The organism is Streptomyces sp. NPDC040610 (genome assembly GCF_055594065.1).
In genome coordinates, this window is the sequence record NZ_JBVIXA010000004.1 from 416,860 (window position 1) to 443,412 (window position 26,553).

General features: G+C 72.0%; 20 protein-coding genes. 16 read left to right on the plus strand and 4 right to left on the minus strand.

What is annotated here, in order from left to right; translation table 11 throughout:
• Positions 1–162 precede the first annotated feature (162 nt).
• The 6 genes from iolC to ACZ6AA_RS17735 all read left to right on the plus strand — a co-directional run bounded on the left by iolC (position 163) and on the right by ACZ6AA_RS17735 (position 8,010).
• Positions 163–1,089 carry a 5-dehydro-2-deoxygluconokinase gene (gene iolC / locus ACZ6AA_RS17710; RefSeq protein ID WP_468450211.1) on the plus strand — a complete coding sequence of 309 codons (927 nt, stop codon included), beginning with the start codon at positions 163–165 and terminating at the stop codon, positions 1,087–1,089.
• Complete coding sequence (locus tag ACZ6AA_RS17715) at positions 1,086–1,970, plus strand: Cgl0159 family (beta/alpha)8-fold protein (RefSeq protein WP_468449804.1); 885 nt, start codon at positions 1,086–1,088, stop codon at positions 1,968–1,970. Before iolC ends, ACZ6AA_RS17715 begins: the two co-directional genes overlap by 4 nt.
• 31 nt (positions 1,971–2,001) lie before the next feature.
• On the plus strand, positions 2,002–2,805 hold the full coding sequence (gene iolB / locus ACZ6AA_RS17720) for a 5-deoxy-glucuronate isomerase (protein ID WP_468449803.1): 804 nt from the start codon (positions 2,002–2,004) through the stop codon (positions 2,803–2,805).
• The gene (gene iolD / locus ACZ6AA_RS17725; RefSeq protein WP_471458769.1) at positions 2,802–4,709 is read left to right on the plus strand and encodes a 3D-(3,5/4)-trihydroxycyclohexane-1,2-dione acylhydrolase (decyclizing); all 1,908 of its coding nucleotides are present in this window, start codon (positions 2,802–2,804) and stop codon (positions 4,707–4,709) included. The genes iolB and iolD overlap by 4 nt, the downstream gene beginning before the upstream one ends.
• A 23-nt stretch (positions 4,710–4,732) precedes the next feature.
• Complete coding sequence (mmsA, locus tag ACZ6AA_RS17730) at positions 4,733–6,244, plus strand: CoA-acylating methylmalonate-semialdehyde dehydrogenase (protein ID WP_468480904.1); 1,512 nt, start codon at positions 4,733–4,735, stop codon at positions 6,242–6,244.
• Between the two features lie 323 nt (positions 6,245–6,567).
• Entirely contained in the window at positions 6,568–8,010 is a 1,443-nt protein-coding gene (locus ACZ6AA_RS17735; RefSeq protein ID WP_468449801.1) for an APC family permease, read from the plus strand.
• A 6-nt stretch (positions 8,011–8,016) separates the two neighbouring features.
• Here the strand turns inward: ACZ6AA_RS17735 and ACZ6AA_RS17740 are convergent, their stop codons facing one another.
• Entirely contained in the window at positions 8,017–8,862 is an 846-nt protein-coding gene (locus ACZ6AA_RS17740) for a TetR/AcrR family transcriptional regulator (RefSeq protein ID WP_471458771.1), read from the minus strand.
• A 142-nt stretch (positions 8,863–9,004) separates the two neighbouring features.
• On the opposite strand from ACZ6AA_RS17740, the gene ACZ6AA_RS17745 reads away from it, so the two are divergent.
• The gene (locus tag ACZ6AA_RS17745; RefSeq protein WP_471458773.1) at positions 9,005–10,084 is read left to right on the plus strand and encodes an ATP-binding cassette domain-containing protein; all 1,080 of its coding nucleotides are present in this window, start codon (positions 9,005–9,007) and stop codon (positions 10,082–10,084) included.
• Positions 10,081–10,935, plus strand: coding sequence for an ABC transporter permease (locus ACZ6AA_RS17750; protein ID WP_471458775.1), 855 nt, complete (start codon positions 10,081–10,083; stop codon positions 10,933–10,935). The genes ACZ6AA_RS17745 and ACZ6AA_RS17750 overlap by 4 nt, the downstream gene beginning before the upstream one ends.
• Positions 10,936–10,970: 35 nt before the next feature.
• Here ACZ6AA_RS17750 and ACZ6AA_RS17755 read toward each other — a convergent pair whose 3' ends face one another.
• Positions 10,971–12,215, minus strand: a complete 1,245-nt coding sequence (locus ACZ6AA_RS17755; RefSeq protein ID WP_471458777.1) for a threonine synthase — start codon at positions 12,213–12,215, stop codon at positions 10,971–10,973.
• A gap of 216 nt (positions 12,216–12,431) precedes the next feature.
• Between ACZ6AA_RS17755 and ACZ6AA_RS17760 the strand changes: the two genes are divergently transcribed.
• The 3 genes from ACZ6AA_RS17760 (at position 12,432) to ACZ6AA_RS17770 (ending at position 18,064) form a co-directional block, all read left to right on the plus strand.
• Positions 12,432–15,149, plus strand: a complete 2,718-nt coding sequence (locus ACZ6AA_RS17760; protein WP_471458779.1) for an alpha/beta fold hydrolase — start codon at positions 12,432–12,434, stop codon at positions 15,147–15,149.
• Between the two features lie 77 nt (positions 15,150–15,226).
• Positions 15,227–16,114, plus strand: coding sequence for an ABC transporter permease (locus ACZ6AA_RS17765; protein ID WP_468480906.1), 888 nt, complete (start codon positions 15,227–15,229; stop codon positions 16,112–16,114).
• 306 nt (positions 16,115–16,420) lie between these two features.
• A complete protein-coding gene (locus tag ACZ6AA_RS17770; RefSeq protein ID WP_471458973.1) occupies positions 16,421–18,064 on the plus strand; it encodes a vWA domain-containing protein in 1,644 nt (547 codons plus the stop codon).
• Positions 18,065–18,083: 19 nt separating this feature from the next.
• Here the strand turns inward: ACZ6AA_RS17770 and ACZ6AA_RS17775 are convergent, their stop codons facing one another.
• Positions 18,084–19,940 carry an arabinofuranosyltransferase AftB family protein gene (locus tag ACZ6AA_RS17775; RefSeq protein WP_471458781.1) on the minus strand — a complete coding sequence of 619 codons (1,857 nt, stop codon included), beginning with the start codon at positions 19,938–19,940 and terminating at the stop codon, positions 18,084–18,086.
• Positions 19,941–20,267: 327 nt separating this feature from the next.
• On the opposite strand from ACZ6AA_RS17775, the gene ACZ6AA_RS17780 reads away from it, so the two are divergent.
• Positions 20,268–22,184 carry an AMP-dependent synthetase/ligase gene (locus tag ACZ6AA_RS17780; protein WP_471458783.1) on the plus strand — a complete coding sequence of 639 codons (1,917 nt, stop codon included), beginning with the start codon at positions 20,268–20,270 and terminating at the stop codon, positions 22,182–22,184.
• A 65-nt stretch (positions 22,185–22,249) separates the two neighbouring features.
• Here ACZ6AA_RS17780 and ACZ6AA_RS17785 read toward each other — a convergent pair whose 3' ends face one another.
• Entirely contained in the window at positions 22,250–22,909 is a 660-nt protein-coding gene (locus tag ACZ6AA_RS17785) for a MerR family transcriptional regulator (protein WP_471458975.1), read from the minus strand.
• Positions 22,910–23,004: 95 nt separating this feature from the next.
• On the opposite strand from ACZ6AA_RS17785, the gene ACZ6AA_RS17790 reads away from it, so the two are divergent.
• The 4 genes from ACZ6AA_RS17790 (at position 23,005) to ACZ6AA_RS17805 (ending at position 26,546) form a co-directional block, all read left to right on the plus strand.
• Positions 23,005–23,415, plus strand: a complete 411-nt coding sequence (locus ACZ6AA_RS17790) for a DUF3291 domain-containing protein (protein WP_468480782.1) — start codon at positions 23,005–23,007, stop codon at positions 23,413–23,415.
• Positions 23,416–23,534: 119 nt separating this feature from the next.
• Positions 23,535–23,981, plus strand: a complete 447-nt coding sequence (locus ACZ6AA_RS17795; RefSeq protein WP_471458785.1) for a hypothetical protein — start codon at positions 23,535–23,537, stop codon at positions 23,979–23,981.
• A 692-nt stretch (positions 23,982–24,673) separates the two neighbouring features.
• A complete protein-coding gene (locus ACZ6AA_RS17800) occupies positions 24,674–25,015 on the plus strand; it encodes an effector-associated constant component EACC1 (RefSeq protein ID WP_471458787.1) in 342 nt (113 codons plus the stop codon).
• Entirely contained in the window at positions 25,005–26,546 is a 1,542-nt protein-coding gene (locus ACZ6AA_RS17805) for a caspase, EACC1-associated type (protein WP_471458789.1), read from the plus strand. The genes ACZ6AA_RS17800 and ACZ6AA_RS17805 overlap by 11 nt, the downstream gene beginning before the upstream one ends.
• Positions 26,547–26,553: the final 7 nt, after the last annotated feature.

The following is a 26,553-nucleotide window of genomic DNA, read 5'->3' on the forward strand; positions in this document are numbered from 1 at the left end:
CGAGAAGAGTGTCAAGGAGTAGTCCGAATGTAAGGACAAAATGTTGACAGGGTTCCTGGGACGGGATTAGACCTGGGGGAGGCGACAGGCTGCCTCCAGGAAGGGATGTGCAGGGTGAGCGATCCGAACACCGATCCGTACGACCCGTACGACGTCATCACGATGGGCCGGATCGGGGTGGACCTCTACCCCCTGCAGACCGGGGTGCCGCTCTCGGAGGTCACGACCTTCGGGAAGTTCCTCGGCGGCTCGGCCACGAACGTGGCGGTCGCGGCGGCGCGGCTCGGGCGGCGCGTGGGCGTCGTCACGCGGACGGGACAGGACCCCTTCGGCGCGTATCTGCGCAAGCAGTTGCGGGAGTTCGGGGTCGACGACCGGTGGGTCGGCGAGGTCGCCGGGCTGCCCACGCCCGTGACGTTCTGCGAGATCTTCCCGCCCGACGACTTCCCGCTGTACTTCTACCGTCAGCCCAAGGCGCCCGACCTGGAGCTGGCCGCGGCCGATCTCGACCTCGACGCCATTGCCGAGGCCAGCATCTTCTGGATGACCGGGACCGGCCTGTGCGCGGAGCCCAGCAGGACGGCGACCGTCGCCGCGCTCGGCGCCCGCTCCGGCGGCATCACCGTCTTCGACCTCGACTGGCGGCCGATGTTCTGGGGCGACCCGGACGAGGCCCGGCCGCACTACGCCGCCGCGCTGCGGCACGCCACCGTCGCCGTCGGCAACGTGGACGAGGTGGAGATCGCCACGGGGGTGCGGGAGCCGCGGGCCGCCGCGGGGGCGCTCCTGTCGGCCGGGGTCGAGCTGGCCGTGGTCAAGCAGGGGCCCAAGGGCGTGCTCGCCATGAACCAGGCGGGGGACACCGTCGAGGTGCCGCCGCTGCCCGTGACCGTCCTGAACGGGCTCGGGGCGGGCGACGCGTTCGGTGGGGCGCTGTGTCACGGGCTGCTCGCCGGGTGGGAGTTGGAGCGGGTGATCCGGTACGCCAACGCGGCGGGGGCGATCGTCGCCTCCCGCCTGGAGTGCTCTTCGGCGATGCCGTACGCGGCCGAGGTGGACGCCGCCCTTGCCGCGGGGGCCGTCACATGACCGCCGTGGACGTGGCCCGGCTCGTACGGACCCGGGTGCGGGAGCCCGAGGCCATCGCCGAGGCCGCCGCCCGGCGCAAGCGGCGGGAGCTGGTCGGGGACTCCGGACGGCTCATGATCATCGCGGCGGACCATCCGGCCCGGGGCGCCCTCGGCGTCGGGAAGGACCCGATGGCGATGGCCGACCGGGCCGACCTCCTGGAGCGGCTGTGCCTGGCCCTGTCGCGGCCGGGGGTGGACGGAGTGCTGGCCACCGCGGACATCCTCGACGACCTGCTGCTGCTCGGCGCCCTGGAGGGCAAGGTCGTCATGGGGTCCATGAACCGCGGCGGCCTCGCGGGCGCCGCGTTCGAGCTGGACGACCGGTTCACCGGCTACCGCCCCCGGGACCTGCGCCGCCTCGGCTTCGACGCGGGCAAGCTGCTGCTGCGCGTCGACTACGCCGACCCGGGCTCCCTGACGACCCTGGAGGCCACCGCGCGGGCCGTCGACGGCATGGCCGCGCGCAGACTGCCCGTGTTCGTCGAGCCGTTCCTGTGCCGCAGGTCCGACGACGGCGTGCTGCGCAACGACCTGAGCGCGGCGGCCGTCACCCGGTCCATCGCCATCGCCGCGGGACTCGGCGGCACCTCCGCGTACACCTGGCTGAAGGTCCCCGTCACCGAGAACCCCGACGACATGGCCCGCGTCATGGAGACCTCGACGCTGCCCGCCGTGCTGCTCGGCGGCGACATCGCGGGCGACGCGGACGCCGCGTACGAGAAGTGGCGCGGCGCCCTGCGCCTGCCCACCGTGCAGGGCCTGGTCGCGGGCCGGACGCTGCTCTACCCGGCGGACGGCGATGTCGCGGGCGCCGTCGACACCGCGGTCGGCCTGCTGTAGCCGTGACGTACGCAATCAGGAGGAGCCCCGCATGACGTACGTACCAAAAGGAAGTGCGGGCGACGGGCCCTACGCCGTCGCCATCGACCCGAAAAGCGCAGCCTGGACGTATGCGGGGCTGCGCGTCGTCGAGATCCCGGCCGGTGGATCGCACTCCTTCGCCACCGGTGAGAGTGAATGGATCGTGCTCCCGCTGACCGGCGGCTGTACGGTGCACGCGGAGGGCGAGATCATCGAACTCCTGGGCCGCGAGAGCGTGTTCAGCGGAGCCACCGACTTCGCTTACGTTCCCCGTGACGCCCATATCCAGATCGCCTCCGGCGTGGGAGGCCGCTTCGCCCTGGCAGGAGCGAAGTGCGAGCGCCGACTCCCCGCCCGCTACGGCCCCGCGCCGGAGGTCCCCGTCGAAGCGCGCGGCAGCGGAAGCTGCGCGCGCCAGGTCCGCAACTTCGCGTCCGCGGACGCCTTCGACTGCGACCGGCTGATCGCCGTGGAGGTGATCACGCCGGGCGGCAACTGGTCCTCGTACCCGCCGCACAAGCACGACGAGCACCGCCCCGGCGTCGAGTCGGTCCTCGAGGAGATCTACTACTTCGAGATCGAGGGCGACAACGGCTTCGGCTACCAGCGGGTGTCCCCCTCCCGCGAGGGCGGCACCGACCTGCTCGCCGAGGTGCGCTCCGGCGACGCGGTGCTCGTGCCCGACGGCTGGCACGGCCCGTCCATCGCCCAGCCGGGGCACACCATGTACTACCTGAACGTCATGGCGGGACCGGGGGACGAGCGGGAGTGGAAGATCTGCTTCCACCCCGACCACACGGAGGGTTACCGATGAGCGAAACGCAGGGCGGCACGCGCGGCGCGCCCGGCACGGTCCGGCTCACGACGGCCCAGGCCCTGGTGCGCTTCCTGGCGCGGCAGTTCACCGAGCGGGACGGCGAGCGGCGCCGCCTCATCGGCGCGACCTGGGGCATCTTCGGGCACGGCAACGTGGCGGGACTCGGCCAGGCGCTCGTGGAGTACGGCGAGCAGATGCCGTTCCACCAGGGGCGCAACGAACAGGCCATGGTGCACGCCGCCGTCGGGTACGCCCGGCAGTGCGGCCGCCTGTCCACGCACGCCGTGACGACGTCCATCGGCCCCGGCGCCACCAACCTCGTCACGGGCGCCGCACTCGCGACCGTCAACCACCTGCCGGTGCTCCTGCTCCCGGGCGACACCTTCGCGACCCGCCCCGCCGACCCGGTCCTCCAGCAGCTCGAAGTGCCGTACGCGGGCGACGTGTCCGTGAACGACTGCCTGCGGCCCGTCTCGAAGTACTTCGACCGCATCGCCCGCCCCGAGGCGCTGATCCCGGCCGCGCTCCAGGCGATGCGCGTGCTCACCGACCCCGTCGACACGGGCGCGGTGACCCTCGCGCTGCCCCAGGACGTGCAGGCGGAAGCCTTCGACTGGCCCGAGGAGTTCTTCGTCGAGCGGGTCTGGACGGTACGCCGCCAGGCCCCCGACCCCGCCGAACTCGCCGCCGCGGCCCGCCTGGTGCAGGGCAGCGACCGGCCCCTGATCGTCGCGGGCGGCGGCGTCCACCACAGCGCCGCCGAGCAGGCGCTCGCCGACCTCGCGGACGCCACCGGCATCCCCGTCGCCTCCACCCAGGCCGGCAAGGGCGCGCTGCGCCACGACCACCCCGCCGACGTCGGCGGCATCGGCCATACCGGCACCGCGACCGCCGACGAACTCGCCCGCACCGCCGACCTGGTGATCGGCGTCGGCACCCGCTACACCGACTTCACCACCGCGTCCGGCACCCTCTTCGCCGCGCCCGGAGTGCGCTTCCTCAACATCAACGTCGCCGCGTTCGACGCCCACAAGATGGCGGGCGCCACCGTCGTCGCCGACGCCCGCGCCGCCCTCGAAGGGCTGCGGGACATGCTGCCGGGCCATCGCGTCGACCCGGCGTACGTGAACGAGTACGTCGACGACAAGGCCCGCTGGGAACACCGCGTCGACGCCGCCTACGAAGCGGACGAACCCGATGTGCGGCCCACCCAGGCGCAGGTGCTCGGCCTGCTCGACGAGCTGGTCACCGACGCCGACGTCCTCATCAACGCGGCCGGTTCGCTCCCCGGCGACCTGCACAAGCTGTGGCGGGCGCGCTCGCCGAGGCAGTACCACGTGGAGTACGGCTACTCCTGCATGGGCTACGAGATCCCGGCCGCGATCGGCGTCTCGCTCGCCTCGCCCGAGCGGCCCGTGTGGGCGCTGGTCGGCGACGGGACGTATCTGATGATGCCCACCGAGATCGTCACGGCCGTGCAGGAGAACATCCCGATCAAGGTCGTGATCCTGCAGAACCACGGGTACGCCTCCATCGGGGGCCTCTCGGAGTCCGTCGGCGGCGAGCGGTTCGGCACCGCCTACCGCCACCGGGCGCCCGACGGCACCTACACGGGTGCCCCGCTGCCCGTCGACCTCGCCGCCAACGCGGCCTCGCTCGGACTGCCGGTGCGGCGCGCGAAGACCGTCCGCGACCTGCGCGAGGCCCTGCGCGAAGCACGCGAAGCGGACGGCCCCACATGTGTCTACGTGGAGACGGAAACGGCAGACACAGTGTCGGGCCCGCCCCCCGCACAGGCGTGGTGGGATGTGCCCGTGGCCGAGACCGCGACCCGGGCGTCGGCGGTCAAGGCACGCGAGGAGTACGACCGGCACGTCTCAGCCCGGCGCCGCCATCTGTGAAGGGAATTCTCGGCATGACGAGCATGACGAAGACCGTCGACCACTGGATCGGTGGCAAGACCGTCGAGGGTGCGTCCGGTACGTACGGCCCCGTCACCGACCCGGCGACCGGTGCCGTGACGACCCGCGTCGCCTTCGCGTCGGTGGACGAGGTGGACGCGGCCGTGGCCGCCGCGAAGGCCGCGTACACGACCTGGGGCCAGTCCTCGCTCGCCCAGCGCACCTCGGTCCTGTTCAAGTTCCGTGCGCTGCTCGACGCGCACCGCGACGAGATCGCCGAGCTGATCACCGCCGAGCACGGCAAGGTGCACTCCGACGCCCTCGGCGAGGTCGCCCGCGGCCTGGAGGTCGTCGACCTCGCCTGCGGCATCAACGTGCAGCTCAAGGGCGAGCTGTCCACGCAGGTCGCGAGCCGCGTGGACGTCTCCTCGATCCGCCAGCCCCTCGGCGTCGTCGCGGGCATCACGCCCTTCAACTTCCCGGCCATGGTGCCGATGTGGATGTTCCCGCTCGCCATCGCGTGCGGCAACACCTTCGTGCTCAAGCCCAGCGAGAAGGACCCGTCGGCGTCGATGCGCGTCGCGGAGCTGCTCGCCGAGGCGGGCCTGCCGGACGGCGTGTTCAACGTCGTGCACGGCGACAAGGTGGCCGTGGACCGCCTCCTGGAGCACCCGGACGTGGCCGCCGTCTCCTTCGTCGGCTCCACCCCGATCGCCCGCTACATCCACACCACCGCCTCCGCCAACGGCAAGCGCGTCCAGGCGCTCGGCGGCGCCAAGAACCACATGCTGGTGCTGCCGGACGCCGACCTGGACGCGGCCGCCGACGCCGCCGTCTCGGCCGCGTACGGCTCGGCGGGCGAGCGCTGCATGGCCATCTCCGCGGTCGTGGCCGTCGGCGCGGTCGGCGACGAGCTGGTCGCGAAGATCAAGGAGCGCGCCGAGAAGATCAAGATCGGCCCCGGCACCGACCCGGCCTCCGAGATGGGCCCGCTCATCACCGCCGCCCACCGCGACAAGGTGGCGTCGTACGTGACGGGCGCGGCGGCACAGGGCAGCGAGGTCGTCCTGGACGGCACCGGCTACACCGTCGAGGGCCACCCCGAATGCGCTGACGGCCACTGGATCGGCCTCTCGCTGCTCGACCGGGTGCCGGTGACGGCGGACGCGTACAAGGACGAGATCTTCGGCCCGGTGCTCTGTGTGCTGCGCGTGGAGACGTACGAGGAGGGGCTCGCCCTCATCAACGCCTCGCCGTTCGGCAACGGCACCGCGATCTTCACCCGGGACGGCGGCGCCGCGCGGCGCTTCCAGCTGGAGGTGGAGGCGGGCATGGTCGGCGTGAACGTGCCGATCCCGGTGCCGGTGGGCTACCACTCCTTCGGCGGCTGGAAGGACTCGCTCTTCGGCGACCACCACATCTACGGCAACGACGGCACGCACTTCTACACCCGCGGCAAGGTCGTCACGACCCGCTGGCCGGACCCGTCGGACGCCCCGGCGGGCGTGGACCTGGGGTTCCCGCGCAATCACTGAGCGGTACGCCGTAACGCAGCGGTAGGGCACGAAGCCGTCCGGACTCCGGACGGCTTCGTTTGTTTTTCGGGGCTCGGGCTGCGGTTCTCGTACAGAGGGCGCGAAACGGGTGGCAGAGGCTGTGATGGCAGTCGACCTTGGTATCGAAGGTCGTGCATCGAATTGATCAGGTGAAATTCACCTAGAGGTACGAAAGGCTGGGATTCAACGGCGAGTTGGTTCCTGGCCGGGGTGCGGATTCCGTAGGTAATCGGCCATTGACGTTCTCCTTACGCCGGGGTTTCCATGACGGCTCTGCCGCCCGAACCGAACGGAACCGCCGCATGAGCGAAACGCTTCGCACGCTGCCCGAGCCCGTGGCCGTGCCCGCTTCCGCGCCGACGGAACCGGCAGCTCCCGCGGCCGCCGAGGCCCCGCGCAAGCTGAAGCGTTCCATCGGCGTCGTCGGTGGCACCCTGCTCACGCTGTCCTGCGTCACGCCCGCCTCCACGCTCTTCGTGGTCGTGCCCGACCTCTTCTCCTCGCTCGGCACCGCCACCGCCCTCACCATCGCCATCGGCGCGCTGCTGTGCGTGGGCGTCGCGTTCTGCTACTCGGAGCTGGGCACCCTCATCCCCAGCGCGGGCGGCGAGTACGCGATGGTGTCGACCATGGCCGGACGGCTCGCGGGCTGGCTGGTGTTCGTCCTGTCCCTGCTCGTCGTGATGATCGTGCCGCCGGTGATCGCCATGGGCACCGCCGACTACCTCGCCCCGGTCGTGCACCTGGACCCGTCCATGGCGGGCGCCGGCGTGATGCTCCTGGCCACCCTCGCGGGCCTGCTCGACCTGCGGGCCAACGCGTGGATCACCGGGATCTTCCTGGTCCTGGAGGTGGTCGCCGCAGGTGTGGTGGCCGTGCTCGGGTTCGCGCACGCCGAGCGGGGCGCGGGCAGCCTCGTCGACCTCACCGTGGCGACGGGGTCCGGGTCCGGCGACGGCACCAAGACCGTCACCGCCATGCTGATCGTCTCCGGGCTCGCCATCGCCCTCTTCGTCACCCAGGGCTTCTCCACGGCCGTGTACCTCTCCGAGGAGATGGAGAACCCCCGCAAGAACGTCACCCGCACCGTGCTGCTCACCCTCGGCATCTCGGCGGTCGTGCTCCTCGTGCCGGTCGCCGCGATCACCATGGGCGCGCCCGATCTCGCCGCGCTCACCAGCGGTGACATCAGCGGCATGGTCGCCGCCTGGTCCAGCTCCGGGGTCGGCACCTTCATCAGCCTGTGCGTCGCCCTCGCCATCATCAACGCGGGCATCGTCATGGTGATCCAGAACTCGCGGGTCCTGTTCGCCTCCGCCCGCGACAAGGCCTGGCCCGAGCCCGTGAACAACGTCCTGTCGCGGCTCGGCCGCTTCGGCTCGCCCTGGGTCGCCACGCTCCTGGTGGGCGTGCCGGGCGCCGCGCTGTGCTTCGTGAACCTGGACACCCTCTACGGCGTGACCGGGGTGTCCGTGACCGGGATGTACCTGCTGGTCGCCGTCGCGGCGCTGCTCGCCCGGCGCGGGTCGCACCGGCACGCGCCGGCCTGGCGGATGCCGCTGTGGCCGGGGGTTCCGGTGGTGCTGATCGCGGTGCTCGCGTATGTGCTGAGCCGCCAGGAGGCCTCGTATCTGCTCTGGACGGGCGGGATCGTGGGCGCGGCGACGCTGTACTGGCTCTGCTACCTGCGGCCGCGCCGGGAGAGCCGGTGGCTGGTGAGCGTGCCGGAGGACATGCGGGAGTAGTCCCGGCTAGCGCGCGGGCCCGCCGCCGGTCCGGGCGCCCAGGCGGGCTTCGAGGCCGTCGAGGATCGTCTCGACGCCGAAGTTGATCCTCGCGGGGCTCGGGCCTTCGGGGGCGGTGCGGGGCTCCGGGGTGTGCGGCTCCGGGGTGTGCGACTGCTGGGTGTCCGGTCGTCGCGTGTCCGGGGCCTGGGTGTCCTGAGTGTCCTGGGCCCGTGTGTCCCGAGCGTCCTGGGCTCGTGTGTCCCGCTCCTCCGTGAGGCGGGCCCGCGCCCCCGCCTCGATGCGGGCGCGCAGCCGCGGGAACTCCTTCGCGATGTCGTTCGCCCACTCGACGACCTCCTTGACCTCCCGCTCCTCGTCGCCGCCCCGCCTGCGGATCTGCGCCCGCATGGTGGCCGCGGCCGCGTCCTCCAGGGCCGTGCCGGTCACGAACGTCAGGAGCGTGGTCACGGCCCCGTCCAGCTCGTCGCCGGAGAAACCGGCGGCTTCGAAGACGCGGTAGCAGTGGTCCTGGCGGCGCGCGGTCTCCGGGCCGTAGATGAGGTGGGTGCTGCTGGCCGGCATGAGCCACTGGTGCCGGGTGAGCATCGCGTACCACTCGTGCGCGAAGGCGGCGGCCGCGGCCCGCCAGCCGATCGTGTCGGGGTCGGGCAGGGCGACCTCGCCCCACACCCGGTCGCCCGCGAGCACGATGAGCTTGTCCTTGCTGCCGACGTGCCAGTACATCGCGGTGGCGGCCGAGTTCAGGCGCTGGCCCAGGCGCCGCATGCTCAGCCCGTCGACGCCCTCCGCGTCGAGCAGCTCGATCGCGGCCTGGACGATCTGGTCACGGTTCAACGTCTCACGCGGCATACGGCCAGGATAGCCGATCACTTGCACAGTGTTCAGGAACTACTTGCACGGCGTGCAAGTCGTCTTTTACAGTGTTCAAGCGCGGCGCTTGAACGCCGTAAAAGTCTGGCTTGAACGCCGTACGAGTCTGGAGTGATGGGACATGGGCAGGGTGACCGGCAGGAACAATCCGCCGACGGAGGTCGGTACGTCGGCCGCCTTGGAGGGCACGGCGGGCTCGGTCGGCTCGGCCGTCTCGGCCTCCGGGCTCGCCAAGGCCTACGGCGACAAAGTCGTGCTCGACGGCATCGACCTCGACATCCCGCGCGGCACGGTCTTCTCGCTGCTCGGCCCGAACGGCGCGGGCAAGACCACCACCGTGCAGATCCTGTCGACGCTGATCACCGCCGACGCGGGCCGGGCGCACGTGGCAGGACACGACATCGCCGCCGACCCCGACGCCGTACGCCGCGCGATCGGCGTCACCGGTCAGTACGCGGCGGTGGACGCGCTCCTCACCGCCGAGGAGAACATGCTGATGATGGCGGACCTGCTGCACCTGCCCCGGCGCGAGGGCAGGCGGCGCGCGGCCGAACTGCTCGGCCGGTTCGGCCTCGCGGACGCCGCGAAGCAGCTGCCCGGCACCTTCTCCGGCGGCATGCGGCGCAAGCTCGACCTCGCCATGACGCTGGTCGGCGACCCGAGCGTCATCTTCCTCGACGAGCCGACGACGGGCCTCGACCCGCGCAGCCGCCGCACGATGTGGGACATGATCCGCGACCTCGTCGCGGGCGGCACCACCATCTTCCTGACCACGCAGTATCTGGAGGAGGCCGACCAGCTCGCCGACCGCGTCGCCGTCCTCGACGGCGGCCGGATCGTCGCGCAGGGCACACCGGACGAGCTGAAGCGGCGCATCCCCGGCGGCCACATCCGCGTCGCGTTCGCCGACGCGGCGCGCATGGACGCCGCCGCCGACCGCCTCGCCCTGGACACGGTCACCCGCGACGCCGAGACGCTGACCGTCCAGATCCCCAGCGACGGCAGCATCGCCGCCCTGCGCGCCGTGCTCGACGTGCTGGAGGGCGCCGGCATCCCCGCCGAGCACCTGACCGTGCACACGCCCGACCTCGACGACGTGTTCCTGACGCTGACCGGCGGCCCGGCCACCGGCTCCGCCGCCGATTCCACCTCCGGCTCCCTGAGCGCGGCCACCGACTCCCTGAAGAGGAACGCCCGATGAGCACCACGCACAGCACCGGAGCCATCGGCTCCACCCGCCCCAACCGCCCCGGTGGCGCCCGCTCGCACGCGCTGCGCGACTCCCTGACGATGCTGCGCCGCAACCTCAAGCGCGCCCGGCGCTATCCGTCGATGACGCTCTCGGTCGTCGCCATGCCGATCCTGATGCTGCTCCTGTTCGTGTACGTCTTCGGCGGCGCGCTCGGCGACGGCATGGGACTGCCGGGCGGCGGCGCGGGCGGCCGGGACGAGTACACCAACTACGTCACCCCCGGCATCATCCTCATGGCGGTGACCGCCGGGGCCATCTCGACGGCCGTCTCGGTGTGCAGCGACATGACCGAGGGCATCATCAACCGCTTCCGTACGATGGCGATTTCGCGCGGCTCCGTCCTGACCGGGCACGTCGTCGGCAACGTCGTCCAGACCCTGATCAGCCTGGCCCTGGTGATCGGCGTGGCGCTCGCGGTGGGGTTCCGGCCGAACGCCGGGCCGGTGGAGTGGGCCGCCGCCCTCGGCATCCTGGTGCTGCTCGCCTTCGCGCTGAGCTGGGTGTCGGCCGCCATGGGCCTGGGCGCGAGGACCGTCGAGGCGGCGAGCAACGCGCCCACGCCGCTGACCTTCCTGCCCTTCCTCGGCTCCGCGGTGGTCACCCCCGACTCGATGCCGACGGGCCTGCGCTGGTTCGCCGAGTACCAGCCCTTCACGCCGATCAACGAGACCCTGCGCGGGCTGCTGCTCGGCACCGGGATCGGCACCAGCGGCGCCCAGGCCCTGGCCTGGATCGCGGGCCTGACCCTGGTCGGCTTCCTCTGGGCCCGCTCGGTCTTCGGCCGGGCGGTCAAGAGCTGAGACGCCCGGCCGTGTGTCAGCACGCCATCACGCCATCACGCCTGGCGCAGCCGCCGCTCCACCGCGTCCCAGTCCTCCGGGTCGACCACCTCCGACGGCCCAGCGGCCAGCAGGTCCTGGTCCTTGAAGCCGCTGGACGTGGACACGCACACCACGGGGCCGTCCTCCGGGCGGCCGAGCTGCCGGAGCCCGGCGAGGCCCGCGGCGGCGGAGAGCTCGGCCCACACCCCGTTGCGGGCCAACTCCGAGCGGGCGGCGGCCATCTCCGCGTCGGTGACGAGGAGCGGAGCCCCCTCGCTCTCCCGGACGGCGACGACCCCGCGATACCCGCCGACGGGGCAGGCGATGGCGTACGCGGCGGTGGCCCCGAGCGGGACGTGCGCCGCGGGCAATCCGCCCCGCACGGCCGCGGCGAGCGGACCCCCGGCGGCGGGCTCGCACCCGTACAGCCGGGGCACCCGCTCCGCCTGCCCGAGCCGCACCAGCTCGGCGAACCCCTTCCAGAGGCCGAACAGCATCTCTCCGTAGCCGGTGGGCACGAACACCGCGCGCGGGACGACGCCGAGGTCGGCGAAGATCTCGTAGGCGAGGGTCTTGTAGCCCTCGGGCCCGAAGCCGTGCCCGGTGTGCGCGGCGGGCGTGAGGTTGCTGACGGGGTGGTAGCCGGTCCGCTCGACGATCCGGCGCAGGAGCGGCCACCGCGCCTCGGCGGGCACCCGTAGGACGACCGCTCCGTAGCCGCGCAGGAACGCGTCGACGGCCGCGGGCACCTCGGTGGAGGTGAGGACGGCGCAGCGGAGCCCGGCCCGTGCCGCGTACGCCGCCGCGGAGGCGCCGTGGTTGCCGGAGGAGGCGACGACGACGCCTGCCGCGCCGACCCCGACGGCCGCGCCGACGGCGACCCGGTTGAGGCGGTCCTTGTGGCTCCAGGTCGGATTGCGGGACTCGTCCTTGATCCACACCCCGTCCTCCAGGGGCAGCAGCGGAGTGCCGCCCTCCGCGAGCCCGGGGCCGTGCAGGGGCGGAAGCAGCGGCGCCCACCGCTCGTGCCCGCGCGGCCGCGCCGCGGCGGTCGCGAAGAAGTCGGCGGGCACCTTGTCGTAGGCGTAATCGACCTCTACGGGGTACGCGACGGACTCCGTGCTCGTGACCGGGCAGCCCTCGGTGAGCGGCGGCCACAGCGGGAACAGCACGGAGGGGTCGCCGAGCGAGCGCTGACCGATGGCCAGGGATTCCGTGGGGGCGGTGGGCGTCCCGGGGTTCGCGGGGTGAGGTGTCATGGGTCAACAGGGTAGGCGCCCCTGACAGTTGACCCCTGGCCCGGCGGGCCGGGGTGAGGCGGCGGGGGCGCGGGGCGGCCCGTGCCTACCGTGCCGGACGGCCCGTGCCTACCGCGTCGGCGGTATGCCACCGCCCCGCCGTACTTCCCGGGGAGGCATCGGGGTTCCGACCGGCGGGGGCATTGATTGTCGGCGGGCCCCCGTACCGTTGACGCCATGGATCTACGACGGCCCAAGGCCGGAGCCTGGAAGGCCGCGCTGCGCGGGCCGCGGCGTCTTTTCGCCGCCGCGGCCGCCGTCGTGGTGCTCGCAGGGGCGGGTACGTGGACGGCGTTGGCGTCGGACGAGGGCCCGGGCGTGCGGCGCTCGGACCGGATGCTCGACATGGGCAAGGCGGCCGACGGCCAGGAGGTGCGGATCGACACGTCGTACTTCACGGCGGGCGACCCCGGCACCAAGCGGCCCGCCGTCCTGATCGGGCACGGCTTCGGTGGCAGCAAGAGCGACGTGCGCGACCAGGCCGAGAAGCTGGCCCGCGAGGGCTACGCGGTCATGACCTGGTCCGCGCGCGGCTTCGGCAGGTCCACGGGGCGGATCGGTCTGAACGACCCCAAGGGCGAGGTCGCCGACGTCTCCCGCCTCATCGACTGGCTGGCCGAGCGCCCCGAGGTCCGCCTCGACAAGGCGGGCGACCCGCGCGTGGGCGTCACGGGCGCCTCGTACGGCGGCGCGGCCGCCCTGCTCGCCGCCGGGTACGACCGGCGGGTCGACGCCATCGCCCCGGTCGTCACGTACTGGAACCTGGCGGACGCGCTGTTCCCCCAGGGCGTGTTCAAGAAGCTGTGGGCCGGGATGTTCCTCAGCGCGGGCGGCGGCTGCGACCGGTTCGAGAAGCGGCTGTGCGAGATGTACGACCGCGTGGCGGTGGCCGGGAAGCCGGACGCGAAGGCGCGCGAGCTCCTGAGCGAGCGCAGCCCCTCCGCCGTCGGCGACCGCATCAAGGTGCCCGCGCTGATCGTGCAGGGCCAGACCGACTCGCTGTTCACGCTCAACCAGTCCGACGCCATGGCCAGGGCGATCCGCGCCAACCACGCGCCCGTCTCGGTCGACTGGATCGCGGGCGGTCACGACGGCGGCGACATGGAGACCGACCGGGTCGCGGGCCGCGTCGGGACCTGGTTCGACCGCTATCTGAAGGACGACAAGGGCGTCGACACCGGCCCCGCCTTCCGCGTCACGCGCACCGGCGGCATCGACTCCACGGACGGCGCGGCCACCCTGCGCGGCGCGAGCGGCGACCGCTATCCGGGCCTGGCGAGCGGCGTGCGCGAAGTTCCCCTCGCCGGGCGCCCGCAGACCTTCGACAACCCCGCGGGCGCCTCGCCGCCCGCCGTCTCCTCGCTGCCCGGCATCGGCTCGGCGGCCGGTGGCGGCGGCCGGGGCGGCGGCGGTCTCGCCCAGCTCTCCTCGCTCGGCATCGGCGTCTCCCTCGACTTCCCCGGCCAGTACGCGGCCTTCGAGTCGAAGCCCGTCTCCGCGGACCTGCGCGTCACCGGCGCGCCGACCGTGCGGGCGCACGTGAAGTCCGACAGCGAGGACACGGTCCTGTTCGGGAAGGTGTACGACATCGGGCCCGGCGGCGACCAGCGGGTCCTGCCCGCCCAACTCGTCGCCCCCGTGCGGGTGCCGGGCGCCGTCGACGGCGCGGACGTCGACCTGACGCTGCCCGCCGTCGACCACGAGCTGAAGAAGGGCCACCGGCTCCGCCTCGTGCTCGCCTCGACCGACCTCGGCTACGCCTCACCGGCCCGCCCGGCCGCGTACACGGTGTCGCTGAAGAGCGGCCTGAAGGTCCCGACGGCCCCTGGCGTGGAGACCGCCGCCGCCCCGCTGCCCGCCTGGGTGTGGTGGCTGCCGATCACCGGCGCCGTGCTCGCCGTGGCCCTCCTCGCCCTCGGCCGCAGGCGCACCACGGCGCCCGCGCCCGACCCGGCGCTCGCCGAAGTCCCCCTGCAGATCACGGACCTGAGCAAGCGGTACGCGAAGTCCACCGACCGGTACGCGGTCCGCGACCTGTCCTTCCGCGTCGAGAAGGGCCAGGTCCTCGGCCTCCTCGGGCCGAACGGCGCGGGCAAGACGACGACCCTGCGCATGCTCATGGGCCTCATCCGCCCCGACGCGGGCGAGATCCGCGTCTTCGGCCGCGCGATCAGGCCCGGCGCGCCCGTCCTGTCCAGGGTCGGCGCGTTCGTCGAGGGCGCCGGATTCCTGCCGCACCTCTCCGGCCGGGAGAACCTGGAGCTGTACTGGAAGGCCACCGGCCGCCCCGCCGAGGACGCCCACCTCGACGAGGCCCTGGAGATCGCCGGGCTCGGCGACGCCCTCGCCCGCGCGGTGCGGACCTACTCCCAGGGCATGCGCCAGCGCCTCGCCATCGCCCAGGCCATGCTCGGCCTGCCGGACCTGCTCATCCTCGACGAGCCGACCAACGGCCTCGACCCGCCGCAGATCCGCGAGATGCGCGAGGTGATGATCCGGTACGCCGAGGGCGGGCGCACCGTCATCGTCTCCAGCCACCTCCTCGCGGAAGTCGAGCAGTCCTGCACGCACCTGGTCGTCATGGACCGCGGCCGCCTCGTCCAGGCGGGGCCCGTGGACGAGATCGTCGGCTCCGGGGACACGCTCCTGGTCGGCCTCGCCGCCGACATCGCGGACCCGCTGGTGGAGAAGGTGGCGTCGCTGCCGGGCGTGGCGTCGGCGACGCGCGCCGACGGCGGGCTCCTGGTGCGCCTCGAAGGACCGGGGACCGGGGACGGCTCCCCGGCGTCCCGGCTGCTCGTCGAACTCGTCCGCCTCGAGGTGCCCGTCGAGTCCGTCGGCCCGCACCGCCGCCTGGAGGACGCGTTCCTGACCCTGATCGGAGGCACCGCATGACGGCGACCGAGAGCACACCGGGCGCGCCCGACGCGGCGGCCACTGCGGGGGTGACAGACGTGACCGACGCGAACGACATGGCGACCACGGTGGCTGCAGCCCCCGGTGACGGCCCCGCCGAGCGCGCCACCGCACCCGGATACCGCGCCGGGCGCACCCTGCCCCTGCGCGTCGAGGCGATCCGCCAGCTGAAGCGGCGGCGCACCCTGGTGATGGGCGGCATCCTCGCCCTGCTGCCGTTCGTGCTGCTCATCGCCTTCGCCGTCGCCGGATCACCGGGCGGGCGGAACGACCAAGTCACCCTCATGGACACGGCCACGGCGTCCGGCGTGAACTTCGCCGCGACCTGCCTGTTCGTGTCGGCCGGGTTCCTGCTCGTGATCCCCGTGGCGCTGTTCTGCGGGGACACCGTCGCCTCCGAGGCGGGCTGGTCCAGCCTGCGCTATCTGCTCGCGGCGCCCGTGCCGCGAGCCCGGCTCCTGTGGTCCAAGCTCGCCGTGGCACTCGGCCTGAGCGCCGCCGCGATGCTGCTGCTCCCGGTGGTCGCGCTCGCGGTCGGCGCGGCGGCGTACGGCTGGGGGCCGCTGGAGATCCCGACCGGCGGCACGCTCGAAGCGGGCACGGCCGCGCGGCGCCTGGCGATCGTCGTGGCGTACGTCTTCGTGTCCCAACTGGTCACCGCGGGCCTCGCCTTCTGGCTGTCGACGAAGACCGACGCCCCGCTGGGCGCGGTCGGCGGCGCCGTCGGCCTCACCATCGCCGGGAACGTCCTGGACGCCGTGACGGCCCTAGGCAGCTGGCGCGACTTCCTGCCCGCGCACTGGCAGTTCGCCTGGGCGGACGTGTTCCAGCCGACACCGGAGTGGGGCGGCATGATCCAGGGCTCGGCGATCTCGGTGACGTACGCCCTGGTGCTGTTCGCGCTCGCGTTCCGGGGGTTCTCGCGGAAGGACGTGGTGTCGTAGGGCCTGTCCGGATCGTCCCCGGGGGCGGCCGGGCCGCGGCGGCGGAGCCCCGACTTCCGCTCGCCGTGGCCGACTTGAGACCCTTCCGCAACGTACGGGATCGATCGTCCTGGGCCCCTCGGCCGTCACAGTCACGAGCGCTGACGAGACGAACCGGGGGACCGGCCCATGACACACACGCCTTTCTCACGCACCCACAGCCACAGTCACACCCGCAGCCACACACGCGCACGCATCCGCACCCGCACCCGCATACGTGACCGACGCCGCCGTACCGCCCTGACCGCCGCCCTCCTCGCGGGCGGCATGCTCCTCGCGGGCTGCAGCGGCGGCGGGGACGACAGCGGCGACAAGCGCCGGGCGGCGAGCAAGGAACGCGGGTCGAACGCCCTGCCCGCGCCCGCCCCGCCGCCCGACGGGGCGCAGGACTCACGGCAGCGCGAGAACGGCCTGAGCCGCGACATCGCCCCCGGCCCCCGCCCCGCCGACATGCGCTCCACCTTCGCCCTGGACGTGGACACCGCCTCGTACGGCTTCGCGCGCCGCACCCTGGACCGGGGCATCCTGCCCGACCCTGCGACGGTGCGCCCCGAGGAGTTCGTCAACAGCTTCCGGCAGGACTACCGCAAGCCCGACGGCGACGGCTTCTCCGTGAGTGTGGACGGGGCCCGCACCGGCGCCGACGGCTGGTCCCTGATGCGCGTCGGCCTCGCCACCCGCCCGGACGACGAGGAGCGCCGCCCGCCCGCCGCGCTCACCTTCGTGATCGACATCTCCGGCTCCATGGCCGAGCCGGGCCGCCTCGACCTGGTCAGGAAGTCCCTCGGCGTGATGACCGACCGGCTGCGCGACGACGACTCGGTCGCCCTCGTGACCTTCAGCGACCGCGCCGAGACCGTGCTGCCCATGACCCGCGTCGGCGACAGCCGCGACGAGGTGCACGCCGCCGTCGACGACCTGCGCCCCACCGCCTCCACGAACGTGGAGGCGGGCATCACCACCGGCTACGACACCGCGTCCCGCGGCCTGCGCGAGGGCGCGACCAACCGCGTCGTGCTGCTCTCCGACGCCCTCGCCAACACCGGCGACACCAGCGCCGACGGCATCCTGCGGCGCGTCGAGGACGCCCGCCGCGCGCACGGCATCACGCTGTTCGGCGTCGGCGTCGGCAGCGACTACGGGGACGCCCTGATGGAACGGCTCGCCGACCGGGGTGACGGCCACACCACCTACGTGGCGGACGAGGACGACGCACGCGAGGTGTTCTGCGAGCGGCTGCCCGCGAACATCGACCTGCGCGCCCGCGACGCCAAGTCCCAGGTGACCTTCGACCCGGAGACGGTCGAGCGGTTCCGGCTCATCGGGTACGACAACCGGCGCGTCGCCGACGACGACTTCCGCGACGACCGCGTGGACGGCGGGGAGATCGGGCCCGGGCACACGGTGACGGCCCTGTACGCCGTCCGCACCCGGCCCGGCGCGAGCGGCCCCGTGGCCACGGCGCGCGTCCGCTGGCTCGACCCCGGGAGCCGCGCCCCGCGCGAGGCGTCGGCCGACATCGGCACCGACGACCTGGACGGCACGCTGGAGAAGGCCGAGCCGCGCTTCCAAGTGGCCGCCACCGCCGCGTACTTCGCCGACGGGCTGCGCGCGTACGACCGCGTCGCCGACGCCGAACCGCAGCGGGAGGGCGCCCCGGACGACCGTGGCGGCCAGGGCGAGGACAACGGCACGGCCCCGCTGCCGGGCGCCCCGGCGCCGGACCGCCTGGAGGAGTGGGCGCGCGGCCTCGCGTACACGACGGGCGACAAGGACGTGAGCGAGCTGGCGGAGAGCATCCGCGAGGCGAACGACCTGCGGGGCCGGGTGCCCACGCGGCAGAGCGAGCCGCCCACCTCCTACCCGTCCCGGACACCGGCCCCGGGGCACGACAGCCCCGCTCCGCGCTGACGGCTCCCCGAGCGGCCGCTCACCGCCCGCCGCCACACAACTCCCGCTCCGCCCGCACCGGATCGTTCGGGAAGCGGAACGCCGTCCGCTCCAGGGCGCCGGCGGCGTTGCGCAGGAAGCGCCCCGGCGTGAGGGGGGCGCGCGTGGCGGCGCGCAGTTCGGCGAGCGGCCCGCAGGTGAGCGCGCGGCGGGCGGCGGCCACCCGGGCCGGGTCGAGCCCGGACGGCAGGTCGGCGGTGCCGCGGTCGGCGACGACCCACTCGTCGGGCAGCCACTTGTCGTGACCCACGCGCGCGTGCTCGATGCGCTGGGAGTGGGCGGCCAGGGGGTAGGCCAGGCCGATCGGGTCGAGGGCGGCGCCGTCCAGGGGGACGACGGTGCCGTTGAGGCCGAGGGTGGCGTAGAAGCCGGTCACGGAGGGGGTGGCGGCGGTCACGCGGGTGCGCGAGAGGAACAGGGCCGCCGCCTCGCCGTCGCGCCCGGCCGTGCGCACCTCGCGCGCGTACGCGGCGTTCTCGCGGTAGCCGCCGAACGTGTGGTGGACGGGGTGGGCGGCGGCGTTCTGCCGGACGTACACCCCGCGTTCGTCCGCGATGCCGCCGGGCCCGATCCGCCCCTCGTACCCGATCCGCAGCACCGCGGCGCACACCACGGCCCACACGCACACCCCCGCGGCGGCGAGCGCCCACGCGCGCGTGGCGGGCACCAGGAACACCGGCAGGACCATCAGGAACAGCCCCGGCAGGAACATCCGCGCGTGCATGAAGTCGCCGCCGACCTTGATGACGTACGCCCAGCAGAGCGCGCCCGCGAGGACGGGCGCGAGGGCGGGGACGAGCGGCACGGACGTCCCGAGGGGGCGGGACATCCGGGCGGGCCCGGACATCCCGGCGGGCCCGGACGCCCCCGCGCTCCCGTCCGACCCGCCGTGCCCGAACAGCCGCGCCCGCCCCGACGGCAGCGCGGCCGCGACCACGAACAGGGCGGGCACCCACAGCAGATAGGGCCCGGCGAAGTCGCCGAGGTAGCCGAGGCCGCGCCCCCACAGGCTCCGCGAGGCCTCCTTGGTGACGCCCGGCAGCGGCACCAGATGCCCGTAGTACCCGATCCGGAAGATCTCGTACGCGACGGGCAGCGCCCCCGCCGCCCCCGCCCCGGCGAGCGCGGCGCGCCGGGAGGGGCGCGCGCTCAGCCACTGCGCGCCCAGGAACACGGCGGAGACCAGCGCCAGATCGGGCCGCACGAGCGGGCCGAGCCCGATGACGAAGGCGGTGGCGAGGGAGCGGGGCCGCGCGACCAGCAGCAGCCAGGCACCGCCGAGCCAGCAGGTGGCGAACCCCGTCTCCAGGCCGGAGGTGGCGAAGTCCCAGACGGGCGGCAGGGCGAGCGGCACCAGGACACCGAGGGGGAGCAGCACCCGGCCGCCGCGCCCGCCGTCCCCCGTGCCGCCGCCGTCGTCGTCGTACAGCCGGACCGCCCCCCACGCGGCGAGCGCGAACCCGGCGGCGGTGAGCAGCAGTCCGCCGTACACGGCGGCGCTCGCGATGTCCGCGCCCGGCAGCCCCGCGAGCACGAGCAGCCACTGCCACAGCGTCCCCGTGGACGACTCGGCGCGCTCGCCCGCGTTGAACACGGGCCCGTGCCCGGCGAGGATCTGCCGGACCGTGCGGACGTAGATGTGCCCGTCGTCGGACATCCAGCGCCGCTGGAACCCGGCGACGAGGATCAGCAGGGCGGGCGCCAGGCAGAGTGCCGCCCGCAGATACGGCCGGGCGTCGGCGAGTCGGCCGCCCTGCCGCGCGGTGGCCGTCCCGGCGAGCGCGGTGAGGGCGCCCAGCGTGCCGCGGCCGCGGACTGGGGTGCGTGTAGAGGTCATGCAGCGTACTTCGGCGCAGGTCAGCCGGGTCTTGAGGTGCATCGGCCGGGTCTTGGGGTGCATCGGCCGGTCTTGGGGCGCGTGGGCCGGGTCTTGGGGCGCAGGGGAAAGACCCGTGCGCACGGGGCCAGGGACGACGACCGCGCGGAAACACGGTGGGGGCTGCGCCGGTGGGCCCCGCACGCGGTCCGGAGTTCTTCTGCCCGAACCATTGAATTTCCCTTACGCGTCGGTAAGTTGACCCAAAAGTAAGTGTCAGGATCCGCTCCCCCCACACCCCCGCACCGCACCCCCGCACCCGCGCCGAGCGAACCAACGGGAGCCGTCATGGGCGTACGCAAGGACCTGAAACAGGCACGCCGCCGCACCGACCTGGCGGATCGCGCCAAGGTCGAGACCGTCAGGGACGAGCACGGCGTCGTACGGGAGGCCCGCACCCCCGCCCTCGCGGCGGCGGCCACCCGCGGCAGCGCCGCCGACATCCCCTTCACCAACGCCGCCGAGGCCCCCGACGCCGTCGTCCTGCGCCGCAAGGAGGCGGGCCAGTGGCGCCCCGTCACGGCCGCCGCCTTCGCCCGCGAGGTCACCGCGGCCGCCAAGGGCCTGATCGCGTCCGGCCTCGAACCGGGCGGCCGGGTCGCCCTGATGTCCCGTACGCGCTACGAGTGGGCGGTCCTCGACTTCGCGATCTGGGCGGCGGGCGGCCAGACCGTGCCCGTCTACCCGACGTCGTCCGCCGACCAGATCGAGTGGATCGTGCGCGACTCCGGCGCCACGCTCCTCATCGCCGAGACCGCGGAGAACGCGGAGACGGTGCGCCGCGCGGTCGCCGCACATCCCGTACCCCCGGCCGTGTCGGTCCTCGACGACGGCGCGGTCATCGAACTGGCCGAGCGCGGCCACGAGGTGGGCGACGAGCAGGTCACCGCGCGCCGCACGGCCCTCACGCCCGACTCCGTCGCGACCGTCTGCTACACCTCCGGCACCACCGGCAGACCCAAGGGCTGCGTCCTCACGCACGGCAATCTGCACGCCGAGGCCGCGAACACCGTCGAGCTCATGCACCCGGTCTTCAAGGAGGTCACGGGCCAGACCGCGTCGACCCTGCTGTTCCTGCCGCTGGCCCACATCCTGGGCCGCTCCCTCCAGATCGCCTGCATGCTCGCCCGCATCGAACTGGGCCACTTCCCGAGCGTGAGGCCGGACGAGCTCCGCCCCGAACTGCGCGCCTTCAGGCCGACGTTCGTCGTCGGCGTCCCGTACCTCTTCGAGCGGATCCACGACACCGGGCGCGCGACCGCCGAACGGATGGGCCGCGGTGCCTCCTTCGAGCGCGCGGACCGCATCGCGGTGCGCTTCGCCGAGGCGTACCTGACCAAGTTCCAGGGCCGCGGCCGTGGCCCCTCCGCGGGCCTGTACCTCGGCTGGGCGCTGTACGAACTCCTCGTCTACCGCCGCGTCCGCAAGGAGGTCGGCGGCCGCCTCCGCTACGCGATCAGCGGCGGCTCCCCGCTCGACAAACGCCTCAACCTCTTCTTCTACGCCGCCGGAATCCTCATCTACGAGGGGTACGGCCTGACGGAGACCACCGCGGCCGCGACCATCGTGCCGCCGCTCGGCCCGCGCCCGGGCACCGTCGGCACGCCCGTGCCCGGCACCGCGATCCGCATCGCGGACGACGGCGAGGTCCTCATCAAGGGCGGCATCGTCTTCAGCGCGTACTGGAACAACAAGGAAGCCACGGACGCCGTCCTCACCGGCGACTGGCTGGCGACCGGGGACCTCGGATCCCTCGACGACGACGGCTACCTCACCATCACCGGCCGCAAGAAGGACCTCATCGTCACCTCCGGCGGCAAGAACGTCTCACCCGCCGTCCTGGAGGACCGCCTGCGCGGCCGCCCCCTGGTCGGCCAGTGCTTGGTCGTCGGCGACAACCGCCCCTACGTGGCCGCGCTCATCACCCTCGAACCGGAAGCCGTCGCCCACTGGCTGTCCGTGCGCAAACGCCCCAAGGACACGCCCCTGTCCGAGCTGTGCCACGACCCGCAACTCCTCGCGGACCTGCAGAAGGCGGTGGACTACACCAACGAGGCGGTGTCGCGCGCGGAGTCCATCCGCCGCTTCGTGGTCACCGAGGGCGAGTTCACCGAGGCGAACGGCCTGCTCACACCGTCCCTGAAGATCAAGCGGTCGGCGGTGGCGGCGGCGTACGCGAAGGAGATCGAGAAGCTGTACGACTAGCTCTGCGCTTGGCGTTGTGACTGGCCCTGCGCCTGGCTCCGCTCCTGGCTCTGCTCCTGGCCCGGTCAGCCCTGCGCCTGGCTCTGTGGCTGATCGCCGCGGTAGCGCGCCGCCGCCTCCGACTCCTGTGCGAGGCGGCGGAGCGCGAGGAGGGCCGGTTCGAGGAGGTAGGTGAGCAGGACGGCGCGCTCGGCCTTCTCCAGCGGGTCGTCCGGGCCCTCGATCTGGTCGAGGTCGAGGACGGCGGTGCGTTCGGCGAGGCGGGCGTAGGGGAGCAGGGTGCGCCAGTCGTACGGGACGCCGAGGCCGCGCAGGGTGTTCAGGGTCTGGGTGACGGTCTGGCGGGCGGGGCTGAACTCAGTGATGTCCCAGCCGAGTTCGGCGATGAGGGCGTCGGTGTCGGTGTCGGCGTCGGCGTCGGCGTCGACATCCTGCCCGGTGTCGCCGCCCGTGCCGGGCCACACCCCGAAGACGAGCCCGAGCAACTCGTACGTATCACCCTCCACCTCGCCCAGGCTGCCCACGATCTCCTTGGCGGCACTGACACTCAGCCCGCGCGCGCTGATCAGGGCCCGGACGAGCCGCAGCCGCCGCAGATGGGTCTCGTCGTACTCGGCCTGCGTGGCGGAGGTGGCACGCCCCGGCGGCACGAGCCCTTCCCGCAGATAGAACTTGATCGTCGCGGTGGGCACTCCACTGCGCCGACTCAACTCGGAGATCCGCACAGCCGCCACCCTCTCCTCGGACTGACCTATGGCATTAGAGAGCGCCACTACCTAATATAGATAGCGCCACTCTCTAACTAGGGATCGAGGATACCGTGCCGATCATTCCCTGGGTGACCCCGCACGAGGCGGCCCCCGACACCACGGCGTTCGTCATGGCCTCCCGCCTGGAGACGAAGTCCCGCAAGCACGTCCCGCTCTTCTTCTGGCAGTCGTACAAGGCCTGGAAACAGGTCCGCACCGCCCCCGGCGCCCTGGGCGCCTCCCTGGAGGCCCAGCTCACCAAGGGCGTCTTCTACACCCTCTCCGCCTGGCAGGACCGCACCGCCCTGTACGCGTACGCCCGCGCGGAACCCCACAAGAGCATCATGACGGGCCTGCGCCGGGCGACACGGGACTCGGTGTTCACGTTCTGGGAGGTGCCGGCGGGGGAGCTGCCGATCGATTGGGCGGAGGCGAAGCGACGCCTGGAGGAGGAGGCATCGACGACACAGAACCACCCGTGACGGAGCTGGCCCCCTGCCTCCTCTCCCCTTACCTCACAGGTAATTGCCGCACTTCCCCCGCCGAACGAGTCTGGAGTCGCCCGGAACAGGGCGAGGAGACGAGCGGGAGGAACCAAAAGATGGCATCGGCGAACTACTCCGGACCCGTCACGACGACCGACGCGACGAAGCCGCGACACGAGGACTCTCTGGCCCGCCTGACCCTCAAACTCGACGCAGCCGTCACCGGCCCCAACGGCCTCGCCTACCTGGCCCTGGCCCAGATCCTCGACTCCTTCCTAGGACTCGAAGCGGCACTCCTCTACCCCGTGGGCGCCTTCCTCCTCCTCTACGCGGCAGCGGTCCAATTCACGGCAACCCGCCCCCGAATAGCCCGCCCCGCCCTCACCTCCATCATCACCGCGAACCTCCTCTGGGCCGCCCTCAGCTTCACCCTCGCCGCCACGGACGCGCTGTCCATGACGACGGTGGGGACGGTGTGGATCGTCCTGCAGGGGTTGGTGGTGGCGGGATTCGCCGCGGTGCAGTGGGTGGCTTTGGGGCGGATGCGGAGCCAGAACCCCTGACCAGCGAAAAGGCCCTCCCGGTGGGAGGGCCGAACCATGACGCAGATGAGCGCCCCCGGCAGGACTCGAACCTGCGGCCAAGTGCTTAGAAGAGAGCCGATCCATCCGTGTTCGGTGACCGCCTGAGCTGCGGGGATATGGAACCCGGCAGTCTGTCACGGCGGTCGTGACCGCGCATTCACCGGAGGCATCCCTTCCGCTGTCGGTTGCTGTGGTTGATCGGCAGCGCCCGCTTGGAAGGCTTCCGGTCGAACTCGCCCCGTCAAGCCAAAGCGCACGTGCAGCTTGGTCTCGGCCTGAACGCCTGGCCGCGATGCACGTTCATGACCAGCCAGCCTCCAGAACCGGGGGTACCGCACGACAGGGAGAGGTCCACACTGCCTGATACGCAGTTGGAGAACGCCAAGAGGCTGAGCAGCTTGTCAGCCGTCTTCAGAACACGGCGAAGGCCCTTGAACGGTATGCCTGGCGGTTCCAAGGCACTGGTGAAGACGAGTAGCAGTCGGGCGCGCGATCTGGTTGAGGCGGTCCTTGGCATCGCCTCTGCTTCGTTTGATTCTGGCCGAAGCCAGGACGCACTCACGTAATGTGATCGCTAGTACTAGTCCGGAAGCCTCCGGCGCGAGGTGCAGGTGAGGGTGAGCCACTTGATGAACGGCACTGGGGACGTCGAGACGACGGACGCTCAAATCGTGATCGACTCGACTGATGCTCTCGACGACCAGGTGGCGTTGGTCGAGTGGCTTCGACACGAACGTGGCCTCCAAGGGCGTGTACGAGTCGTACCCGCTCCTCCCGCCGAAGGCGAGTTGGGCGGTGCTCTTGGGCTTCTCACCATCGCTCTTGGCTCCGGTGGGATCGCATCTGTCCTCGCCGGCTCCCTTGCCACCTGGCTGCAGAGCCGCCGTACTCCAACGAAGTTGCGGATCACCATCACCCGGGCCGATCGCTCCCTGGAAATTGAGACCGGAGACGCCGGAGAGGCTGATGCCCTCATCAGGCGCTTCTTTGCTGATGACGTCGATGGCGTCTGACGACATCGCCGTACTCATCGGCGTCTCCCAGTACCGCGATCCCTCTCTTCCCGACGTGCCTGCGGCGCTCAACAGTCTTGAGGCCATGCGCCAACTCCTCACCGACCCCGACCTGTGCGGGTGGTCCGAGGAGAGCGTGCTCGTACTGGAAAACCCCACGCCAGCTAGCGACCTTGCGCTGCAGCTATACCGTCTGGCTGAAAAGACAACAGGCACCCTGCTCGTGTACTTCGTCGGCCACGGGATGGCCACCAAGACTGGTGAGCTCTGCCTAGCCACTGGGGAGACTCAACTCCGCTACCCTGACCTGACCGGTCTGGAGTATGCCAAGGTCCGTAACGCCCTGCTCGACTCGCCCGCCCAAGTGAAGCTAATGGTCCTCGACTGCTGCTATTCGGGTCGGGCCATTCAGGGACTCGCTGGCACAGACGAGAGCCACTTTGCTGATGCCGCTGATGTCCGTGGTGTCTACACACTTACAGCGGCGGATCAGATCGCCCACGTGCCGCCACCAGAGGAACAGAAGGCGGCTTGCACGTCCTTCACTGCGGCACTGCGTGACGTCGTCAGAGAAGGCATAGCTGACGCTCCTCCGACGCTCGCGCTAAGTGATATCTATCCGACGCTCAAGCGCAAGCTCAAAGCGTCCGGCCTTCCAGAGCCCAACCAGCGTGGGACGGATACCGCCGATTCGTACGCCTTCAGCCGCAACGTCGCGTACGCCGGTGGCGCCGGTTTCCGGCTGATTACCAGGGATCACACAGACCTCTTCCTCAAGATTCTCGCGGCACAGCCGCGGTACGACCTCGCGCTCCCGAGCATCGAGAAGCTCGATGACTGGCCCGGTGTCTTCCTCCTCCACGAGGAACTCGACGGTGAAGCAAGGAAGATCGTCTACGTTGGCAAAGGCGACCGCTCCATCGCCTCCCGACTCAAGAGACTTCTGCGGAAAATCGACGGACGTCACTACGTCAACTCACGAAACGTCAAATTTAGTTACCTGAAAATCGACGACGACCTTAGCTACGTTGCTCCGGAAGCTGTTGTGTTCCGGCGACTGCATGATCAAGGGGTAGCACCGTCCTGGAATAACAACGGCTTCGGGAACCACGACGCCGGTCGGATGCGGGACTCTGCCCGGCTCAACAGCCAACACTTCGATGTGCTCCATCCAATTGACCTGACTTGGACCTTGCGGACTGACGGTCCTGCCCTTCAACTCACGACGTCTGAACTTGCCACGCTTCTCAAGACTGAACTGCCCTACGTGTTCCGATACGATCACCGAGCTGCTGCCGTTGACGAGGCCCTACTCACCGTCCCCGCCGGCTCCCTGTCTGCGGATCAGGCCTTCCGACTACTCGCCACCGCTCTGGGTGATGAGTGGCAAGTCAGCGCCCTCATGGGGCGGGTTCTGATGTACCGGGAGCGGGGTGCGAGGTACCCCAGCGCATTCCGCTACTACGTGGGCAGGGCGGCGATGGGGGCGGTGCCGGACGTCTACGAGGCTGCGGAATCTCTCGACTACTAGAGCCTCG

What these genes read in the sequence shown, in the direction of transcription:
- iolC (WP_468450211.1), top strand. Translation starts at nt 163, where the DNA reads ATGGGCCGGATCGGGGTGGACCTCTACCCCCTGCAGACCGGGGTGCCG.
- ACZ6AA_RS17715 (WP_468449804.1), top strand. Translation starts at nt 1,086, where the DNA reads ATGACCGCCGTGGACGTGGCCCGGCTCGTACGGACCCGGGTGCGGGAG.
- iolB (WP_468449803.1), top strand. Translation starts at nt 2,002, where the DNA reads ATGACGTACGTACCAAAAGGAAGTGCGGGCGACGGGCCCTACGCCGTC.
- iolD (WP_471458769.1), top strand. Translation starts at nt 2,802, where the DNA reads ATGAGCGAAACGCAGGGCGGCACGCGCGGCGCGCCCGGCACGGTCCGG.
- mmsA (WP_468480904.1), top strand. Translation starts at nt 4,733, where the DNA reads ATGACGAAGACCGTCGACCACTGGATCGGTGGCAAGACCGTCGAGGGT.
- ACZ6AA_RS17735 (WP_468449801.1), top strand. Translation starts at nt 6,568, where the DNA reads ATGAGCGAAACGCTTCGCACGCTGCCCGAGCCCGTGGCCGTGCCCGCT.
- ACZ6AA_RS17740 (WP_471458771.1), bottom strand. Translation starts at nt 8,862, where the DNA reads ATGCCGCGTGAGACGTTGAACCGTGACCAGATCGTCCAGGCCGCGATC.
- ACZ6AA_RS17745 (WP_471458773.1), top strand. Translation starts at nt 9,005, where the DNA reads ATGGGCAGGGTGACCGGCAGGAACAATCCGCCGACGGAGGTCGGTACG.
- ACZ6AA_RS17750 (WP_471458775.1), top strand. Translation starts at nt 10,081, where the DNA reads ATGAGCACCACGCACAGCACCGGAGCCATCGGCTCCACCCGCCCCAAC.
- ACZ6AA_RS17755 (WP_471458777.1), bottom strand. Translation starts at nt 12,215, where the DNA reads ATGACACCTCACCCCGCGAACCCCGGGACGCCCACCGCCCCCACGGAA.
- ACZ6AA_RS17760 (WP_471458779.1), top strand. Translation starts at nt 12,432, where the DNA reads ATGGATCTACGACGGCCCAAGGCCGGAGCCTGGAAGGCCGCGCTGCGC.
- ACZ6AA_RS17765 (WP_468480906.1), top strand. Translation starts at nt 15,227, where the DNA reads ATGGCGACCACGGTGGCTGCAGCCCCCGGTGACGGCCCCGCCGAGCGC.
- ACZ6AA_RS17770 (WP_471458973.1), top strand. Translation starts at nt 16,421, where the DNA reads ATGCTCCTCGCGGGCTGCAGCGGCGGCGGGGACGACAGCGGCGACAAG.
- ACZ6AA_RS17775 (WP_471458781.1), bottom strand. Translation starts at nt 19,940, where the DNA reads ATGACCTCTACACGCACCCCAGTCCGCGGCCGCGGCACGCTGGGCGCC.
- ACZ6AA_RS17780 (WP_471458783.1), top strand. Translation starts at nt 20,268, where the DNA reads ATGGGCGTACGCAAGGACCTGAAACAGGCACGCCGCCGCACCGACCTG.
- ACZ6AA_RS17795 (WP_471458785.1), top strand. Translation starts at nt 23,535, where the DNA reads ATGGCATCGGCGAACTACTCCGGACCCGTCACGACGACCGACGCGACG.
- ACZ6AA_RS17805 (WP_471458789.1), top strand. Translation starts at nt 25,005, where the DNA reads ATGGCGTCTGACGACATCGCCGTACTCATCGGCGTCTCCCAGTACCGC.